This is a genomic window from Enterococcus sp. 4G2_DIV0659 (assembly GCF_002140715.2).
Taxonomy (GTDB): domain Bacteria; phylum Bacillota; class Bacilli; order Lactobacillales; family Enterococcaceae; genus Enterococcus_L; species Enterococcus_L mansonii.
The window spans coordinates 3369114-3385013 of sequence record NZ_NGLE02000001.1 but is presented as its reverse complement, the minus strand read 5'-3'; the positions used below and the strand labels follow the sequence as shown (position 1 = coordinate 3385013).

The following is a 15900-nucleotide window of genomic DNA, read 5'->3' as shown; positions in this document are numbered from 1 at the left end:
TCTTTAATCTTTAAGCAGAAAATAACAATGCCTATTCTTCCTTTCTTTTTTTCTTATGAGACCTAGAAATCTCTCGTTGAGTCGCTTATCATAAAGAATGATTCTATTTGAACAAAAAGGAAGGTTGAACATAATGATGATTGATTTTGAAAAACATATTAACAGCTATCTTGAAGAAAGAAAGACATTTAGCAACATCTCTCCAAAAACACTTAAAGCCTATTATTCTGATTTAAGTAACCTAAATCAATACTGCATAAAAAATAATTACATTTATACACTAGGTATAAGCAAGTATATCAACGAATATCAGCAAACGTTAAAAGCTACCACGTTAAAAAGAAAAATCGTTGTTTTTAAAATGTTCTATAACTATTTAATAAACGAAGATTTAATGAAATTCCCTACAAACCAAAAACCCAATTTTAATCACAACTACATCACTCCAAGAAAACTCCCCAAAATTTTAACACCCGAACAAATCAATACAATATTAAAGCAGATGTACTTTCTCCAAAAATCTAACTTGACCTCATCAAAACGGATAAATCTCATTCGTGATATTGCATTAATTGAGCTGTTAATTGCAACAGGTATCCGGATTGGCGAAGCACATAGGTTAAACACCATTGACTACCATCCAACGACTCGCTTGCTATTGATCAAAGGTAAAAACCATAAAGAACGGCTAATTTACGTCTCACCGTCTGAAACCAATAAGGCTCTTGCTGAGTATCTTTCGGTTAGAAAATTCTATCAACCAAAATCAGATGCGATCTTCTTAAATAAATATGGCAAACGGCTTTCGATTTATGGGATAGAAAATATTTATTCAAAATATCGAGACTTAGCAAAGATTGCTCCTTCTTCTACTCCTCATCATCTACGTCATACATTTGCAACAGAACTCTTATCAAATGGAGCAGATATTAGAGAAGTACAGGAATTACTTGGTCATTCAAGCATTGTAACCACTCAAATCTATACTGCGGTCTGTACAAATCAGAAAATTAAAGTGTTGGATACGTATAATTTGAGGAATAAATTGCATCCAAAAACCTCCGAATAACTATAAATTATTTGGAGGTTTTTGGATGTTAAATAAAATTGAAGGCTACGCTGCTTTTAAAGATATCGAAGATCGTTTTAATATTATCAAAAAGAAAACTTTACCTTTATGTGCTGCAGAAAATCTTATTTCACCTTTCGTAAAGCTGCCACTTAACGGTGATTTTCAAGAGCGTTACATCATGAACGGTGTCTTAGACTATGAAACTGATAATAATTTTATTGGCAGTAACTTTCTTTTTGAAATTTATGGACTAATCAATAAGCAATGTGCAAAATTATTTGATTGTAACTATGCAGATGCTCGAACACTTACAGGAATGAATTGCATCACATCACTTCTTATGTCTATCACAAAAGCTGGTGATAAAATTATGGTTTCTGATAGTGAGTGCGGAGGACACCAGTCTATGAAAGTTGTTTGTAAAAGATTAGGATTACAAATAATTGATATGCCCTATGACTATAATCATTTTGATATGGATTATGAAAATGTCTATTCCGTATTAAAAAAAGATGATATCAACTTTTTCTTATATGCTCCTTCAGATATTATAAATCCACCCGATTTTGATAAGCTAAAGCTACCTTCAAATACTGTATTATTATATGATGCTAGTCAAACATTAGGTCTTATAGCAGGAAAACAATTAGATAATCCTCTGAATAAAATAGATAATTGCATCTTATTCGGCGGGACACATAAAACTTTACCCGGTCCTGCAAACGGACTAATTATGACAAAAACAATGAATGGGCCAAACTTATTGATAAAACAATTAGCCCTCTATACATTCGTCATACGCAAATGCATCAAATTGTTAGTTTATTATACGCATTATTTGAGATGGAGGCTTTTGGAGAGTCGTACTCAAAAAAAACAATCGATTATGCCCAGAGACTTTCCAATGAATTAAGAATGAAAAATTTTGATATTCCTAGTATTAATGGCGTTCCGACATTCACTCATCAAGTTTTTATTAGAACAAATAAAATTGAAATGAATGATATCTATTTTAATGCTTTTAAATATAATGTAACTTTAAATAAAAAAATAAACAGTTGTTCAATAATCATGGAATCAGGATAGGAACCCAAGAAATCGCGAGATTAAATTGGGATATTGATCCAATTAACTTAATCGCTGATATTATTGATTCTTTAAGGTCACATACAAAAGATACCGAAGAACTACTTAAAAAGTTGACAATACCCAATGATATTTTATTCACTTTTAAAAAAGAGGAAGCATCTCACTGAAAAATTCACTTTGCAAATCAGACTTGTCTAACAGAGTTTTGATTTTATTGACATGAATTAGTCCTAATTCAAATCTAATATCGTTGGAGTCATCATAATGACATAAGTCATAACATTTTTGTAGTGACTTATACTGTTCATCGTTGTTTTGATGATAATAAAATTGGCTTGCTTGTAATTCCGCCAATAAAATACCTAAAAGAGAATATAATTTTATATTTTTATCTCCATTATGTTCTGAAGAATCAAAACTTTTTTCAAAAAATTGAACGGCAGACTCAAATTTTTTCTTACGCCTTAAAAGTTCTCCTTTTTCAAAGTACAAATTAAAACGCAATCTTTCAAACGTTTGTTCATAAATATTTAAAGTTGATTCAATTAAACTGATAGCAGTATCAAAATCGTTATCTTTTCCAAGCATGATTGCTTCATACTTATTCGTTGATAACTCAGCAACTTTATTTTTAAATTTGTTAGAATTTTTCTGCACAATTTTCTTCAAATATTGTGCAGAAAATGGTGGTAATTCGTTCATATATACATATATACTATTGCATTCATTTAAACATTTAATTAGAATATCAAGAGTTTTATATTCATATGATTTACAAATTTTTATAGCCTGATTATACCATTCAATCGCTTGTACAAAGTTCCCAATATGACGATGAACATGTGCGATTCCCCAAGTTACTTTTGCTTTATAGTATATATTTTTTTGTACAACCTCTGAGTTTAGCATTTGCGAATAAATATCCAAAGCTGAGTTATAATCATTTTTTAGGTGTGCTAAGTTAGCATTAAGAAATTGTAAATTTAGATTACTCTCGTTAATGTACATATTACGATTAATAAAATATTGATTATACCTATCATCATCTATTAAATTTGATGCCTGTGTATAGTTTCCAGCACCAATTAGCGCCTCTAAAATACAGAATAAAATCTGATTAAAATCTTTACAAGTTCGTATTAAATGTTCCGAGAAACAAGAACCTGTATCTAGAATTTCATAAATCTCTAAAGCAATTGAATAATCCTTCTCTCTCTGTTTTTTCTGTAGTGTCTCCAATACTACATGGTTATGTTCTACTGAAAATAATGCATGTAAAACAAATCTTTCTTCTAAATTAAGTTTATCATTTTTATTATATTTTAATAGCTGAGCTTGATTTTGAATGATATCCGCAGATTCAGAATTGTACATAATTGAGCGTACTACTTTTGAAATACTATACATTGAGTTCGTATTTTTTACCTTAGTTAAAAATCCAGCACAAGCTAGTTTTCTCATATTTTTTCCTACATCTATTCCGTCCTCAACTAATATACTAATCTGAGAAGGAACTATTAATGGTTGAGAAAGGGATAATGATAGATATGCTTTGAACACATTCCATGCTTCGATATCCTCATTTAAGTAATCTACAAAATATTTGTCTAAATCTGAAAAACGGGTAATCACCTTTAACTCTTCTTTTCCAGCCATCTTTACAATTTTAGTTACAATGTTTAGTAATTCCAAATTTCCATTAGTAACTTTGTGAATTTCATTAATTTCCGATTCAGATAAATTATTCAGATTATGTTTTTTAATAAACTCTTTAGTATTTTCTATTTTAAATTCTTTGATCCTCTTTAGGATACTACTGTTCCTATTATCAGGTGAGAATAAGCTAGAATAAACTATGAAAAATATATATTTATTTTTTTTTGAATACAAATTTAATATTTTGAAAAAATCAAATAAGTCACTAGCTAAATAATTATTTTCAATGTTTTCAAATATAAAAATTATGTGGTCACACCGTTTAGTTTTTTTGTATATTTTTGACGATATGATCTCAAAATTCCCCATATTAGCATCATTATCAATGTCTAAATTTAGGCTATTAATAATACTGGAAAAAACCGTTTTTATTTTTTGATCTTTACAATTGAATATATATGACTGAGATTTTTTCCGTACAAATTGATCAGGTAAATAACCTTGCAAGAAATTTCTAGTTTCAGAATCTACAAAATATTTTGGTGAATTAAATACTAAATTTATTAGTTTCATAAGTTCGCTTTTTCCAATACCAGCTGGCCCATATATAGAAAACAACTCCCCTTTACTAGACTTTTCAATGTTTTCAAATATTTCCTTAGTTATTTCTTCCCTATCAGTAAAATATTTAATTTCCGGCTTATCCGAGTTAGTAAAAACTTTTCTCTTCTTTATATTTTTTTGTATAAAATAGTATACCGAAATAAATATAGATATAATACTAATTAAGGCAGCTATTCCTTCAATTTTCCTAATTAAATTTTCATCAAAATGGTTTATAAGCTGCTCAAACAAGTTTCAAAAACCTCCAAATAATTTATAGTTATTTGTATATTATTGTATCACATAAGTCTTCAATATATAACTATAATAAAAAATAATTATCAATATTATCTATTTTTTATTTATATAGAAATATTAAACCCTACTTATATCCATTCCAACCAACAATACCATCATCCGTAATCCAATTTTTAACCAAAAAAAGAAAACAACGAAACTTTTCGTCATTTTCTTCCATAGTTTAAAATATTACATCTTTTAAACCCGTATATTCCTAATCCAACCATCTGGCGCTGATAAATCACCAAATTGAATGCCAGTCAATTCATCATAAAGTTTCTGCGTAACTGGTCCAACCTCTGTTTCACTATAAAACACATGAAACTTATCGTAAGTCTGAAATCCGCCAATCGGTGAAATCACAGCCGCTGTGCCACACGCCCCCGCTTCTGTAAACTCATCTAAAGAATCCAAATATACATCCTCTTCTACCGCTTCCATCCCTAAATGATGCTCAGCTAAGTACAGTAATGAATATTTAGTAATACTTGGCAAAATCGATGGAGATAACGGGGTTACAAATCGATTATCTTTTGTAATACCAAAGAAATTAGCCGAACCTACTTCCTCAATTTTTGTATGAGTAGCAGGATCTAAATAAATACAGTCCGAGAAATTTTTCTCTTTTGCTTCCTCTCCTGGAAGTAAACTTGCTGCATAGTTGCCTCCCACTTTAATTGCTCCAGTTCCTTGCGGTGCTGCTCGATCATAGTCAGATACGATAAAGTTTGTCGGCGTTAAACCACCTTTAAAATAGGCACCAACAGGCATACAAAATACAGTGAATAGATACTCTGGTGCTGGGTGTACGCCAATTCCTGCACCCACACCAATTAGTAACGGACGAATATATAATGTTCCGCCACTGCCATATGGTGGCACAAAAGCTTCGTTTGCTTTCACAACTTCTTCAACAGCGCGAATAAATTTTTCTTCTGGAACTTCTGCCATTAACAAACGCTTAGCACTTCGATTCATTCGCTTAGAATTCTCATCTACTCGAAACAAATTAATCGAGCCATCTTTACATCGATATGCTTTCAATCCTTCAAAACATTGCTGCCCATAATGAAGCGCAGCTGAACCTTCATGCAGATGCAATGTATTATCTTCTGTTAATTTACCGTCGTCCCACTTGCCATCTTTCCACATAGAAATATAGCGAAATGGGGTTTTTATATAATCGAAACCTAAATTATCCCAATCCAAAGTCATATAATCACTCCTTATTTTCAGAATATTGTAACACATTTTTCATTAATTTGTTAATCTTTTTACAGAACTAATGACATTTTTTTTCAAATTCAAGTATAATGTTAAAGGAATCAACAAAGTTATTTCCCTCTATCCATAAAACAGATGAAAGAAAGTTGGAATGATCATGTTTTTTTTAGGACAATCAACCTCTCATGTAACAGCAGAAAGCACACTAGATTCTGCGATTGATATAAAAACGGTAACAGAAAAAAAAGTAAATGCCTTACAGCGTTTTTGGAATGGAATTAATTGGGATCAAATTATTGCAACAATAATTGAAAAAGCACTCTATCTTATATTTTTGATTCTACTATTTGTCATTCTGAATAAAATCGGAAAAAGTATCATCGATCGAACCTATGGTAATTATAGTAAAAAGCAAGCGTTAAGTGAAAGTCGTTTAAAGACATTACACACTCTAATCGTAAATGCATTTCAATATACGCTCTTCTTTTTCTTCATCTATTCTTTATTAACCGTTTTAGGTGTCCCAGTCGGTTCATTACTTGCCGGAGCGGGTATAGCTGGGGTAGCCATTGGTTTAGGGGCACAAGGTTTTATGAACGATATTATTACTGGTTTTTTTATCATTTTAGAACAACAAATGGATGTTGGCGATTATATCCGATTAACAACACTAGGTATAGAAGGAACCGTCACTGCCGTGGGTCTTAGAACGACACAAATGAAAGCACTGGATGGAACTGTTCATTTTATTCCGAATCGAAATATTACGACAATAAGCAACCTTTCCCGCTCAAATATGCAAGTATTAATCGATGTTCGGATTATGCCAGATGAAGGATATGACCAGATTGCAACGATTATCGATCAAGTAAATCAGGAATTAAAAGAAAAATATTCAGACGTTATTCAAACAGGTCCAACTATTTTCGGAATGGTCGATCTTGGAAACGGCAACTTTGCTATTCGGACAACCATGTATGTGCTAAATGGTAATCAAGCATCTATCCGAGAAGTATTTATAGCTCAGTACGTAAAAAAACTATCCGCTGCTAATTTCACTATTCCAAATACACCAATTACATTAAAATAAAAAAATGGATCAAATGGTTATTGTATCAACCGTTTGATCCATTTTTTTATTTGTCTAATGATTGTAAAAACCTACTAATATGCTCTACACCAAAGGTAATTGCTTCTTCATTGGGGTCAAATTTTGCTGAATGTAACCCAAATGGACTATCTACACCTAACCAAAACATTGTTCCTGGAACTTTAGAAAGTAAGTAACCGAAATCTTCACCTGTCATAGCAACTTCTGCTTCTTTGAACACAACACTTTCCTCGTGCTCCATAAATGACATAAAGTTTTCTGTTGTTTCTTTATTATTAATTACTGGAACATAGCCTTTTTGATCCAGAAAAACATCAACTTCACAATTAAACGATTTAGCAATCCCTGCACCAATTTCTTTGATCCGCTGTTGGGTTAATTGATTCATCTCTTCTGTCAACGTACGAATCGTTCCGGAAAGTGTAGCAACTCCTGCGATAACATTTGTCGCTGTGCCTGCGTGAAACGTGCCAAAAGTCACCACAGCTCCTTCAACTGGATTTACATTGCGACTAACAATCGTTTGCGCCTGTTGTACAAGACTCATACCTGCTACAATCATATCATTAGAAGCATGAGGAAACGCTGCATGTCCACCTTTTCCTTTCAGGGTAATTTGCACTTCACAGGTCGCCGCAAACAACGTTCCAACTCTAGTAGCTATCGTACCAACCGGCAAGTCCGGATTCACATGCAATCCATAAAATTCATCTGGTAACCAAGAGCCAAATGCGTTGTCTTCATACATTAACATCCCACCAGCTTCGTTTTCTTCTGCTGGCTGAAAAAGAAATAAGTAATTATTTTTCGGCTGTTTAAATGATAATTGTTCCAATAATCCCAAACCGATTGTCATATGAAAATCGTGACCGCACGCATGCATAAAACCAATATGTGTTGATTGAAAATCTGAAACCACTTCTTCTGTTATAGGCAGACCATCAATATCCGCACGCCAACCAATTGTTTTGTCAGGTGCTGAGCCATGGACGAAAACCAGTATTCCTGTTTTCCAAGTTTTTACTTCAAGGTAACTTTTATCTATGGAAGCAATAATTTCTATTAACTTTTTTTGCGTTTTTACCTCTTCTAATCCAATCTCAGGAATTTTATGTAGTTCTCTACGAATGTCGATTAATTTATCTTGAATCACTTTATCCGCACTCCCCTTCTCGTTCTTTATAGAAAAAATTGTACACTGTTTGACAGAGCATGTATAGCATTATTTTTGATGACTGAGTCAAAAAGAAAAATGCAGCCTCTCCAATGCTTATGAAGTAAACTGCATTTTTTTCTTATTTTAAAATATCAATTAAATCTTTTTTAGATGCTGCAGAAGCTGGCATGTAACTAAATACAACACCAATTAAAATAGAAATTCCCACAGCTAACGCAATCGTAAATAAATCTGGTCGGACTGCGAAAGGTAAAAAGATCGAAGCAAGCAATCCTAGCAACATCCCTAACAAATAGCCAATCAATCCTCCAAGCAGCGTTAGTGTTAATCCTTCTGCTAAAAATTGTTTTTTGATATCTATTTCTGTTGCGCCTAAAGCACGACGAACACCAATTTCTTTTGTTCGTTCAGAGACAGAGATATACATCATATTCATCACACCAACTCCTGCAATAAACAATGAAATACCCGCAACTGCTGAAATAAATAAGGTTAAGTTATCTAAAATACTGCCCATCTGATCAATATCTGATTTTGGATTATATTGTTCATATTCACCAGTATTTCTCAAACTACCATTAAAATTCAGTTGTTTCAAAACGTCTGCGGTGACTTTTTCCTTATCTTCACCAGGAATAACTTCCAAGTTTAAAATTGATTGACTTTCTGGTTTATGGAAATAATGGTCATAGCTCTTTACAGGAAAGTAAGCGAGTGGTGATTGGTTGTCCATCGATAATGTGCCGCTTTCGCTGGCTTTTACTCCTACAATCGTAAAGATCTCTTTCCCCACTTCAAAACCTTTTCCAATAGCTTTTTCAGCATCGCCAAACAATTTTTGTGCTAATACTTCATCAAGTACAACGACTTTATTTAACGTGTCATTATCTTTGGGTTGAATTTGACGACCAGCTAAAAGCTCCACGGTTGTTTGCTCCACACGTTCTATTTTTTTCGTCAATTTCTTACCACGGATGTATATTTCTATTTGACGCTCTGTTTGTTTTTGCTTTGGCTTATAAAAATCTACTTTGTTTATTCCTTTGATATTTTTAATTAAATCAAGATCACTCTTTTTAAATACTTCATTTTCAGTAAATGCATTTGATACATCAAAATAGTTAAAAGTAATGTTTGTCACGTTTTCATTCGTGTTCGTCATTGACATTTTATTGATCATATCTCGCTTAAATCCATTCCCAATCGATACAATTGTGATCACTGACGCAATACCAATAATAATACCAAACATCGTTAGGAAACTGCGCTTTTTATTTTTAAGAATTGATTTTAATGCTGTCTTCCCAATAACGAAATTCTTCATTGAACCAACTCCTCTTCTACAATTTCGCCATCTTTTACTCGAATTAAACGATCGCAATAATGAACCATTTCAGGGTTATGTGTAACTAAAATAATTGTTACACCCTCTTCTTTATTTAAATCTTGAAACAACTTCATAATATCGTCTGATGTTTTGGAATCCAGTGCTCCTGTTGGTTCATCTGCAATGATAAATCTTGGAGAATTAACAATCGCTCGAGCAATAGCAATACGCTGTTGCTGTCCACCTGAAAGTTGTTTAGGATATTTATTCCCTTTATCTCCTAACCCAACTTTTTCCAAAACCTCCTGCACTCTTTTTTTTGTATCTGTATAAGCAGAACCATTGTATAACAAAGGTAATTCGATATTTTCAAATACCGTATTGTTCTCAATCAAGCTAAAATTTTGAAAGACAAATCCTACCGATTTATTTCTAATCATTGAAAGTTCTTTATCCGAAAAGTCCGTAATTTTTTTTCCTTCAAATAAATATGTTCCTTCAAATTTTTTATCAATAAAACCAATTAAGTTAATCAACGTTGATTTCCCAGATCCAGATGGTCCCATTACTGCGACAAACTCTTTTTCTTTAATCTCAAAATTGATGTTTTTTAAAACATGTAAACGTTCCTCTGCTAATGTGTAATATTTATTAATTTGCTCTAATTTAATCATTTTCAACCACCTGCACTTCTGCCTTATCTTTTAAGGATTCGTCAGGATTACTAATAATTTTGGTTCCTTTTGATACACCGGACTCAACTTTTTTTGTTCCTTGTTGATCCACTACTTTCACTTCCGTTTTTGATGCTCGACCGTTTTTATACGTGTAGACAAACGTCTTATCATCTTTAGAAACGATAGATTTTTCAGGTAAAAACAGTTGTGATTGGTTTAAAGAGACTTGGACAGAAGAACCATACGCCCAAGTGAAATCTCCATCCACAATAAATTCATAGGTAGGGATTTCCGCATCGCTATTATTTTTTGTTTTTGGCAATTGATTAATAGCACTGATTTTTCCTTGAGTCGTTTCACTCGATCCAATTGAAGTAACACTAACTTCTTGACCGATTGACAGTTTATTAAAATCATATTCTGTTACAGTTCCTTTGATTTGTTTTGCCTTACTTAATACTTGTATTAGTGGTGTTTCTAGCGATTTTTTACCTGCTTCATTGACCATTGCAATCCCATCAATTGTCGCATTCACCGTTGATGTAACTTTTCCTTGTTCCGATTCTAATGAAGCTGCTTCATCATTTACTTCTGTATTTGCTAACTCAAGTGCTTGTTGAGCTTGTATAACTTCATTGTTAAATGTCGTCACTTCTGATTTTTGCTGTTCAACTTTTCCTTTCAACTCTTCTTTTTTCTCTGGATCAGCTTCTCTATTATATTCGGCAGTATTTTGGTCTAATTTTGCTTGCGATTCATTGTATCTTACTTGTGCTCTGCTTAAATTTTGTGCAGCTTGCTGAGCGGATATGCTACTTTTATTCACTGCGCGCTGTTGTTGGTCCGCTCTATTTTGCGCCTCACTATTTTGATAATTCAGTAAAACATCCCCATTTTTAACCTCTTGTTCGTGTTTAACTGGAATATCAGCAATGCTTCCCAATGTTTGATCATAAAAAACATCTTGTGTTTGTGTTGCCTTCACTTCTCCTTTTAACAGAAGTGGATCTAGCTGATTTAACGTAAAAACATTATATGCTGGTTCCATATTGTCTGAAGAAGGAAAAAACAAGAAATAGCTTCCTCCTAATACTCCTAGTACAATACCACCGATAATCAATTTAAATTTTTTACTTTTCATAATTTGTGTTCCTCCTAGTTTCTCTATAGGATAGATTATAAGCGGAAACAATCTTACAGAAAATTGAATTGGCTAACAGTCAACTTACACAATTGAAAGTTGTATACAGTGTATTTTTGATGTACACAAAAAATAGTTCTAGGGAACAAACTCTTTGAGTTAGTTCCCTAGAACTATTAGATAAGACTACGTAATAAACTAATAGATTAAAAGGTGATGATACATCACTTTTTTACGAATCACTTACAACTTGCGCAATTCTTCCATCATATTGGTCTTGCCTTTTGTTTTTTCATCTATATCTTTGATTTTTCTAGCAGGCACACCAGCGACTACTGTGTTTGGTGCGACATCGTCAACAACAATTGCTCCTGCTGCAACAACTGCTCCTTCACCAACTCGAATTCCTTCAAGTACTACAGCGTTAGCACCAATCAGCACATTATCTTCGATGATAACTGGTTCTGCACTAGGAGGCTCGATGACACCTGCAAGCACTGTTCCCGCACCGATATGACAATTTTTGCCGACCGTTGCGCGACCACCAAGAATTGCGCCCATATCAATCATCGTTCCATCACCAATGACTGCTCCAATATTAATCACAGCCCCCATCATGATAACTGCATTATTGCCAATTTCAACTTGGTCTCGGATAATTGCCCCAGGTTCGATGCGAGCATTAACTTCTTTGATATCAAGCATTGGAATCGCAGAATTACGCGCATCATTTTCAACAACATAATCCTCGATTTTTTCTTCGTACTCATCTAGAAAAGCTTTGACGACCTTCCATTCCCCAAATAATGTTCCTGTTTTGCAATTGGTAAATGCTTGAATCTCATCGGGAAAGGTCACTTCTTTTAATTTCCCTTTCAGTGTCACCTTTACTGGTGTTTTTTTCTCAGCGTTCCCAATATAATTGATAATTTCATATGCGTCCATTGAATAGCTCCCTTCACTTATCTAACATTTACCTTCTTCGCTCTTCAAAAATCAAATTGCTTTCATTTCTCTAGCTTCTTCATCAGATTTTGGTAGAATGACATTCTTTCGTTCTATTTCATGCGCCATATGGTTGATTGCTTTTAATAATTCTTTACGGGTAATAATCCCTTTAAAACATTGATTATCATCCACGACTGGTAGAAATGCTGCATCAACTAATAAATGTAATACATCTTCTAATTCCCATTTTTCACCAATGACCGGGACATTAACTTCCATCACATCTGCTACAGTAAAATCTTTTAGCTTGTCAAAATCAACAGAGGTAATATCAAACATTTTATCGACAACGTCTGATAAGCTGATCAATCCTACAAACCGATCGCCTTTATCTAGAACGGGTATTTTTGAATATTTTACTTGAGACAATACCAACAAAGCATGGCTTAAGGGGTTTAAACACATCACATTCGCTACATTTTCTGCAGGTATCAAAAAAGTTTCTTGTTTTTCTAATAGTAATTCTTTAACAGCAGTTCCAATCATTGGAGTGCCTCCATTTCATTTTCTTTGCCACAGCTATTATTGTACCGAAAACGGATGCAAATGTCTTCAAATTCAAACTTTTTTCATAATTGTTAAAAAAAATTAAGATTTAAACGTAAGGTTTTTCACTTGATGAATTCATTGAAAAGGGTGCGTGACAAAACTAAAGATCAGTTTTGTTTCACACTCTAATTCCTAATAAACGGTGGACAAAAGTCAGGTTCTTCGGCAATTGGAGTAAAAATCGAGCAATACAAGAAGCGTATTGTTCGATTTTTACTCCAATTGCTCGAACCTAATCGACTTTTATCTCAACCTCTTTCCAAACTATTTTTTATTGAAAATAAAATGCAATTCCTTAAATGGTTTATGATCGCGTCCGTAATACTGAATCTCAAATGTATCCGATGTACTTTCAATAATCGCATATGATTTTAATTGGATTGCCCCTCTTGGTTGACTGATACTTCCCGGATTTAGATAAAGAACATGCTCTTGCACCTCACAACCAATTTCATGTGTATGACCAAATAAAGCAATATTAGCATTTGCAGATTCTGCTTGTAAAGCTAGATTTGTTAAACCAAAACGAACATTTGCAAGATGTCCATGAGTCATAAAAATTGTATCATCTCCAGCTATTTCTACAGCTGTATCTGGAAATTTTGGATCATAATCACAATTTCCCCCTACAACAATAAAATCAGTCCACAATACATCATTGGGCTCTAACTCTGAATCGCCGCAATGAAACATTCTGTCTACTTTTCCTTGATAGGTTTGAGCTAAGTCAACTAAAACGTCACGATCTCCATGATTATCACTTACTACTAAATATCTCATGCAAAGCCTCCTAATTGTTCAACCAATCTTCCCATTGATTTTTTAATTTTACAACGGCTTTTCCTCTATGGCTGATTTTATTTTTACGCTCATCAGAAAGTTCAGCAGCTGTTTTTTGTTCCTCTGGTATAAAAAAGAGCGGGTCATAACCAAATCCGTTATCTCCTCTTGGGATTGTGCCTATTTCACCTGACCAATCCGCTTCTACAACTAAGCTTTCCTTGTTCGGCGCTGCAAAAACAAGGGTACAATGAAATCTAGCCGTCCGCTTTTCTTTTGGTACTCCTGTTAATTCATGGAGTAATTTTGCATTATTTGCCGCATTATTTGTAGGTTCACCTGCAAAACGAGCAGAAAAAATTCCTGGCATGCCATCCAATGCATCAACAATCAGTCCTGAATCATCGGCTAATACAGGTTGCTTTAAAAGCATAGCAATCGTTTCTGCTTTTAGCCGGGCATTTTCTTCAAATGTTTTTCCTGTTTCTTGAACATCTGGCAATTCAGGATAATCCAGCAATGTTTTTACCTGATAGCCTTTTTCACCAAATAGTTTTGAGAATTCTTTCGCTTTTCCGGGATTTCTTGTCGCAATCACAATTGTTTTCTCATCTGAAACCCTATTTTCTTCAAGGCTAGATTCTATGAACGCCCCTTTTTGATAAGCAATCAAATGTTCAATACCGGTCTTTCCATAAAATAGTAAGGCATTTAACTCATCACCTGAAAATGTTGCTTCTTCTCCAGTTCCTTGAAGCTCCACAAATTTGCCAGACTCAGTCATTACTAAATTCATATCAACAGCTGCTGCTGAATCTTCTACATAATCCAAATCAAGTACACAATTTCCGTCACTTAAAATACCAGCACTTACAGCTGCTAAGTATTCTTTGATCGGATTTTCAGTCAATTCTCCTTTTTGAAGCATCTTGTCTACTGCCAATTTCATTGCAACAAAAGCACCAGTTATACTTGCTGTTCGAGTACCACCATCCGCTTGAACAACATCACAATCAACAATGATACTTCTTTCTCCCAATTTTTCTAAATCAATAACCGCTCTTAACGATCGACCAATCAACCGTTGAATTTCCATGGTCCTACCCGTTAGTTTTCCTTTAGCGCTTTCACGAATATTCCGTGTGTTGGTTGCTCTTGGCAACATACTATATTCAGCTGTTACCCAACCTGTTCCTGCGCCTCTTAAAAATGGTGGCACTTTTTCTTCCACGGTTGCTGAGCAAATCACTGTAGTATCGCCAAAAGAAATGACCACTGAGCCTTCTGGGTGTTTGTAGACATTTGTTTCTATTTTGATTTTTCTTAATTCTTTTGCTTGCCTGCCATCATGTCTAATCATGCTTCACTTCTCCTAATCTAATATGTTCTATTTCGATTGTTTCTAAATTCAACCAATCATCAGCGATAGCTTTAAACATTTTAGCTGATCCTGTGGTAAAAAATTCATGTTGCTCATTGTCATGTAGAGGCGTATTCGCAATATCAAAATAATCCAATAACATGCTGACTTCGCTTACCGTTTCAGCACCAGAATCAATCAATTTCACTTGATTGCCCATCACATTTTGTATTAACGGACGTAACAATGGATAATGGGTACACCCTAAAATTAATGTATCTAATTCTTTTATTTGCAAAGGTGCTAGTGTTTCTGAAACGATCTTTTTAGCCACTGACGAGTAAAATTCATTACTTTCAACGATGGGAACAAATTTTGGACACGCCAAACTAGTCGTAAACGTATTAGGTGCTTTACTTTTTAACGCCTTCTCGTAAGCATTACTTTTGATCGTACCTGCTGTGCCAATAACACCAATACGATTTTTTTTCGTTGCTTTTAGTGCCGCTCTAGTTCCAGGCAAAATTACACCTACAACTGGAATATTTAACTGCTCTTTAATCTCTTCTAATGCTACCGCGGTTGCTGTGTTACAAGCAATCACTAACATTTTTATGTTTTTCTTCAAAAGAAAATTAGTCATTTCCCAAGTGAACTGAACAACTTGTTCTGCTGGTCTGGGACCATATGGACATCTCGCTGTGTCACCAAGATAAATCAACCGTTCATTCGGTAGCTGACGTAATGCTTCTTTTACAACCGTAAGTCCACCGACTCCGGAATCTATAAATCCTATTGCTTCATGGTTACTCAAGTCAATCAAACC

Annotated in this window: 14 protein-coding genes; 3 read left to right on the top strand and 11 right to left on the bottom strand. The window is 33.9% G+C overall.

The features are described from left to right. Positions 1-133 precede the first annotated feature (133 nt). Positions 134-1069 carry a tyrosine-type recombinase/integrase gene (locus A5880_RS15840; protein WP_179190372.1) on the top strand — a complete coding sequence of 312 codons (936 nt, stop codon included), beginning with the start codon at positions 134-136 and terminating at the stop codon, positions 1067-1069. 25 nt (positions 1070-1094) lie between these two features. Next, positions 1095-1985, top strand: a complete 891-nt coding sequence (locus tag A5880_RS15835) for a PLP-dependent aminotransferase family protein (RefSeq protein ID WP_336577241.1) — start codon at positions 1095-1097, stop codon at positions 1983-1985. 317 nt (positions 1986-2302) lie between these two features. On the opposite strand, the gene A5880_RS15830 is transcribed toward A5880_RS15835, so the two are convergent. Both A5880_RS15830 and A5880_RS15825 read right to left on the bottom strand, forming a co-directional pair. After that, positions 2303-4672 (bottom strand): hypothetical protein, encoded by a 2370-nt coding sequence (locus tag A5880_RS15830; protein WP_336577240.1) that lies wholly within the window; start codon positions 4670-4672, stop codon positions 2303-2305. A gap of 246 nt (positions 4673-4918) precedes the next feature. Further along, a complete protein-coding gene (locus A5880_RS15825; protein ID WP_086330013.1) occupies positions 4919-5935 on the bottom strand; it encodes a branched-chain amino acid aminotransferase in 1017 nt (338 codons plus the stop codon). Positions 5936-6101: 166 nt separating this feature from the next. Here A5880_RS15825 and A5880_RS15820 point away from each other — a divergent pair, with 166 nt between their 5' ends. Beyond that, complete coding sequence (locus A5880_RS15820) at positions 6102-7034, top strand: mechanosensitive ion channel family protein (protein WP_086330324.1); 933 nt, start codon at positions 6102-6104, stop codon at positions 7032-7034. A gap of 46 nt (positions 7035-7080) precedes the next feature. Here the strand turns inward: A5880_RS15820 and A5880_RS15815 are convergent, their stop codons facing one another. The 9 genes from A5880_RS15815 to racE form a co-directional block, all read right to left on the bottom strand. After that, positions 7081-8208: an N-acetyldiaminopimelate deacetylase gene (locus A5880_RS15815; protein ID WP_086330012.1), complete on the bottom strand. Its 1128-nt coding sequence runs from the start codon at positions 8206-8208 to the stop codon at positions 7081-7083. Positions 8209-8350: 142 nt separating this feature from the next. Next, a complete protein-coding gene (locus tag A5880_RS15810; RefSeq protein ID WP_086330011.1) occupies positions 8351-9556 on the bottom strand; it encodes an ABC transporter permease in 1206 nt (401 codons plus the stop codon). After that, a complete protein-coding gene (locus tag A5880_RS15805; protein WP_086330010.1) occupies positions 9553-10233 on the bottom strand; it encodes an ABC transporter ATP-binding protein in 681 nt (226 codons plus the stop codon). Before A5880_RS15805 ends, A5880_RS15810 begins: the two co-directional genes overlap by 4 nt. Further along, a complete protein-coding gene (locus A5880_RS15800; protein ID WP_086330009.1) occupies positions 10226-11377 on the bottom strand; it encodes an efflux RND transporter periplasmic adaptor subunit in 1152 nt (383 codons plus the stop codon). The genes A5880_RS15805 and A5880_RS15800 overlap by 8 nt, the downstream gene beginning before the upstream one ends. A 243-nt stretch (positions 11378-11620) precedes the next feature. After that, positions 11621-12322: a 2,3,4,5-tetrahydropyridine-2,6-dicarboxylate N-acetyltransferase gene (dapD, locus tag A5880_RS15795; RefSeq protein WP_086330008.1), complete on the bottom strand. Its 702-nt coding sequence runs from the start codon at positions 12320-12322 to the stop codon at positions 11621-11623. Between the two features lie 51 nt (positions 12323-12373). Beyond that, positions 12374-12871 (bottom strand): cyclic-di-AMP-binding protein CbpB, encoded by a 498-nt coding sequence (gene cbpB / locus A5880_RS15790; protein WP_086330007.1) that lies wholly within the window; start codon positions 12869-12871, stop codon positions 12374-12376. Between the two features lie 327 nt (positions 12872-13198). Beyond that, positions 13199-13714: a metallophosphoesterase gene (locus A5880_RS15785; protein WP_086330006.1), complete on the bottom strand. Its 516-nt coding sequence runs from the start codon at positions 13712-13714 to the stop codon at positions 13199-13201. 10 nt (positions 13715-13724) lie between these two features. Then, positions 13725-15074 (bottom strand): ribonuclease PH, encoded by a 1350-nt coding sequence (rph, locus tag A5880_RS15780; protein ID WP_086330005.1) that lies wholly within the window; start codon positions 15072-15074, stop codon positions 13725-13727. Then, positions 15067-15894, bottom strand: coding sequence for a glutamate racemase (gene racE, locus A5880_RS15775; RefSeq protein ID WP_306298346.1), 828 nt, complete (start codon positions 15892-15894; stop codon positions 15067-15069). Before racE ends, rph begins: the two co-directional genes overlap by 8 nt. Positions 15895-15900: the final 6 nt, after the last annotated feature.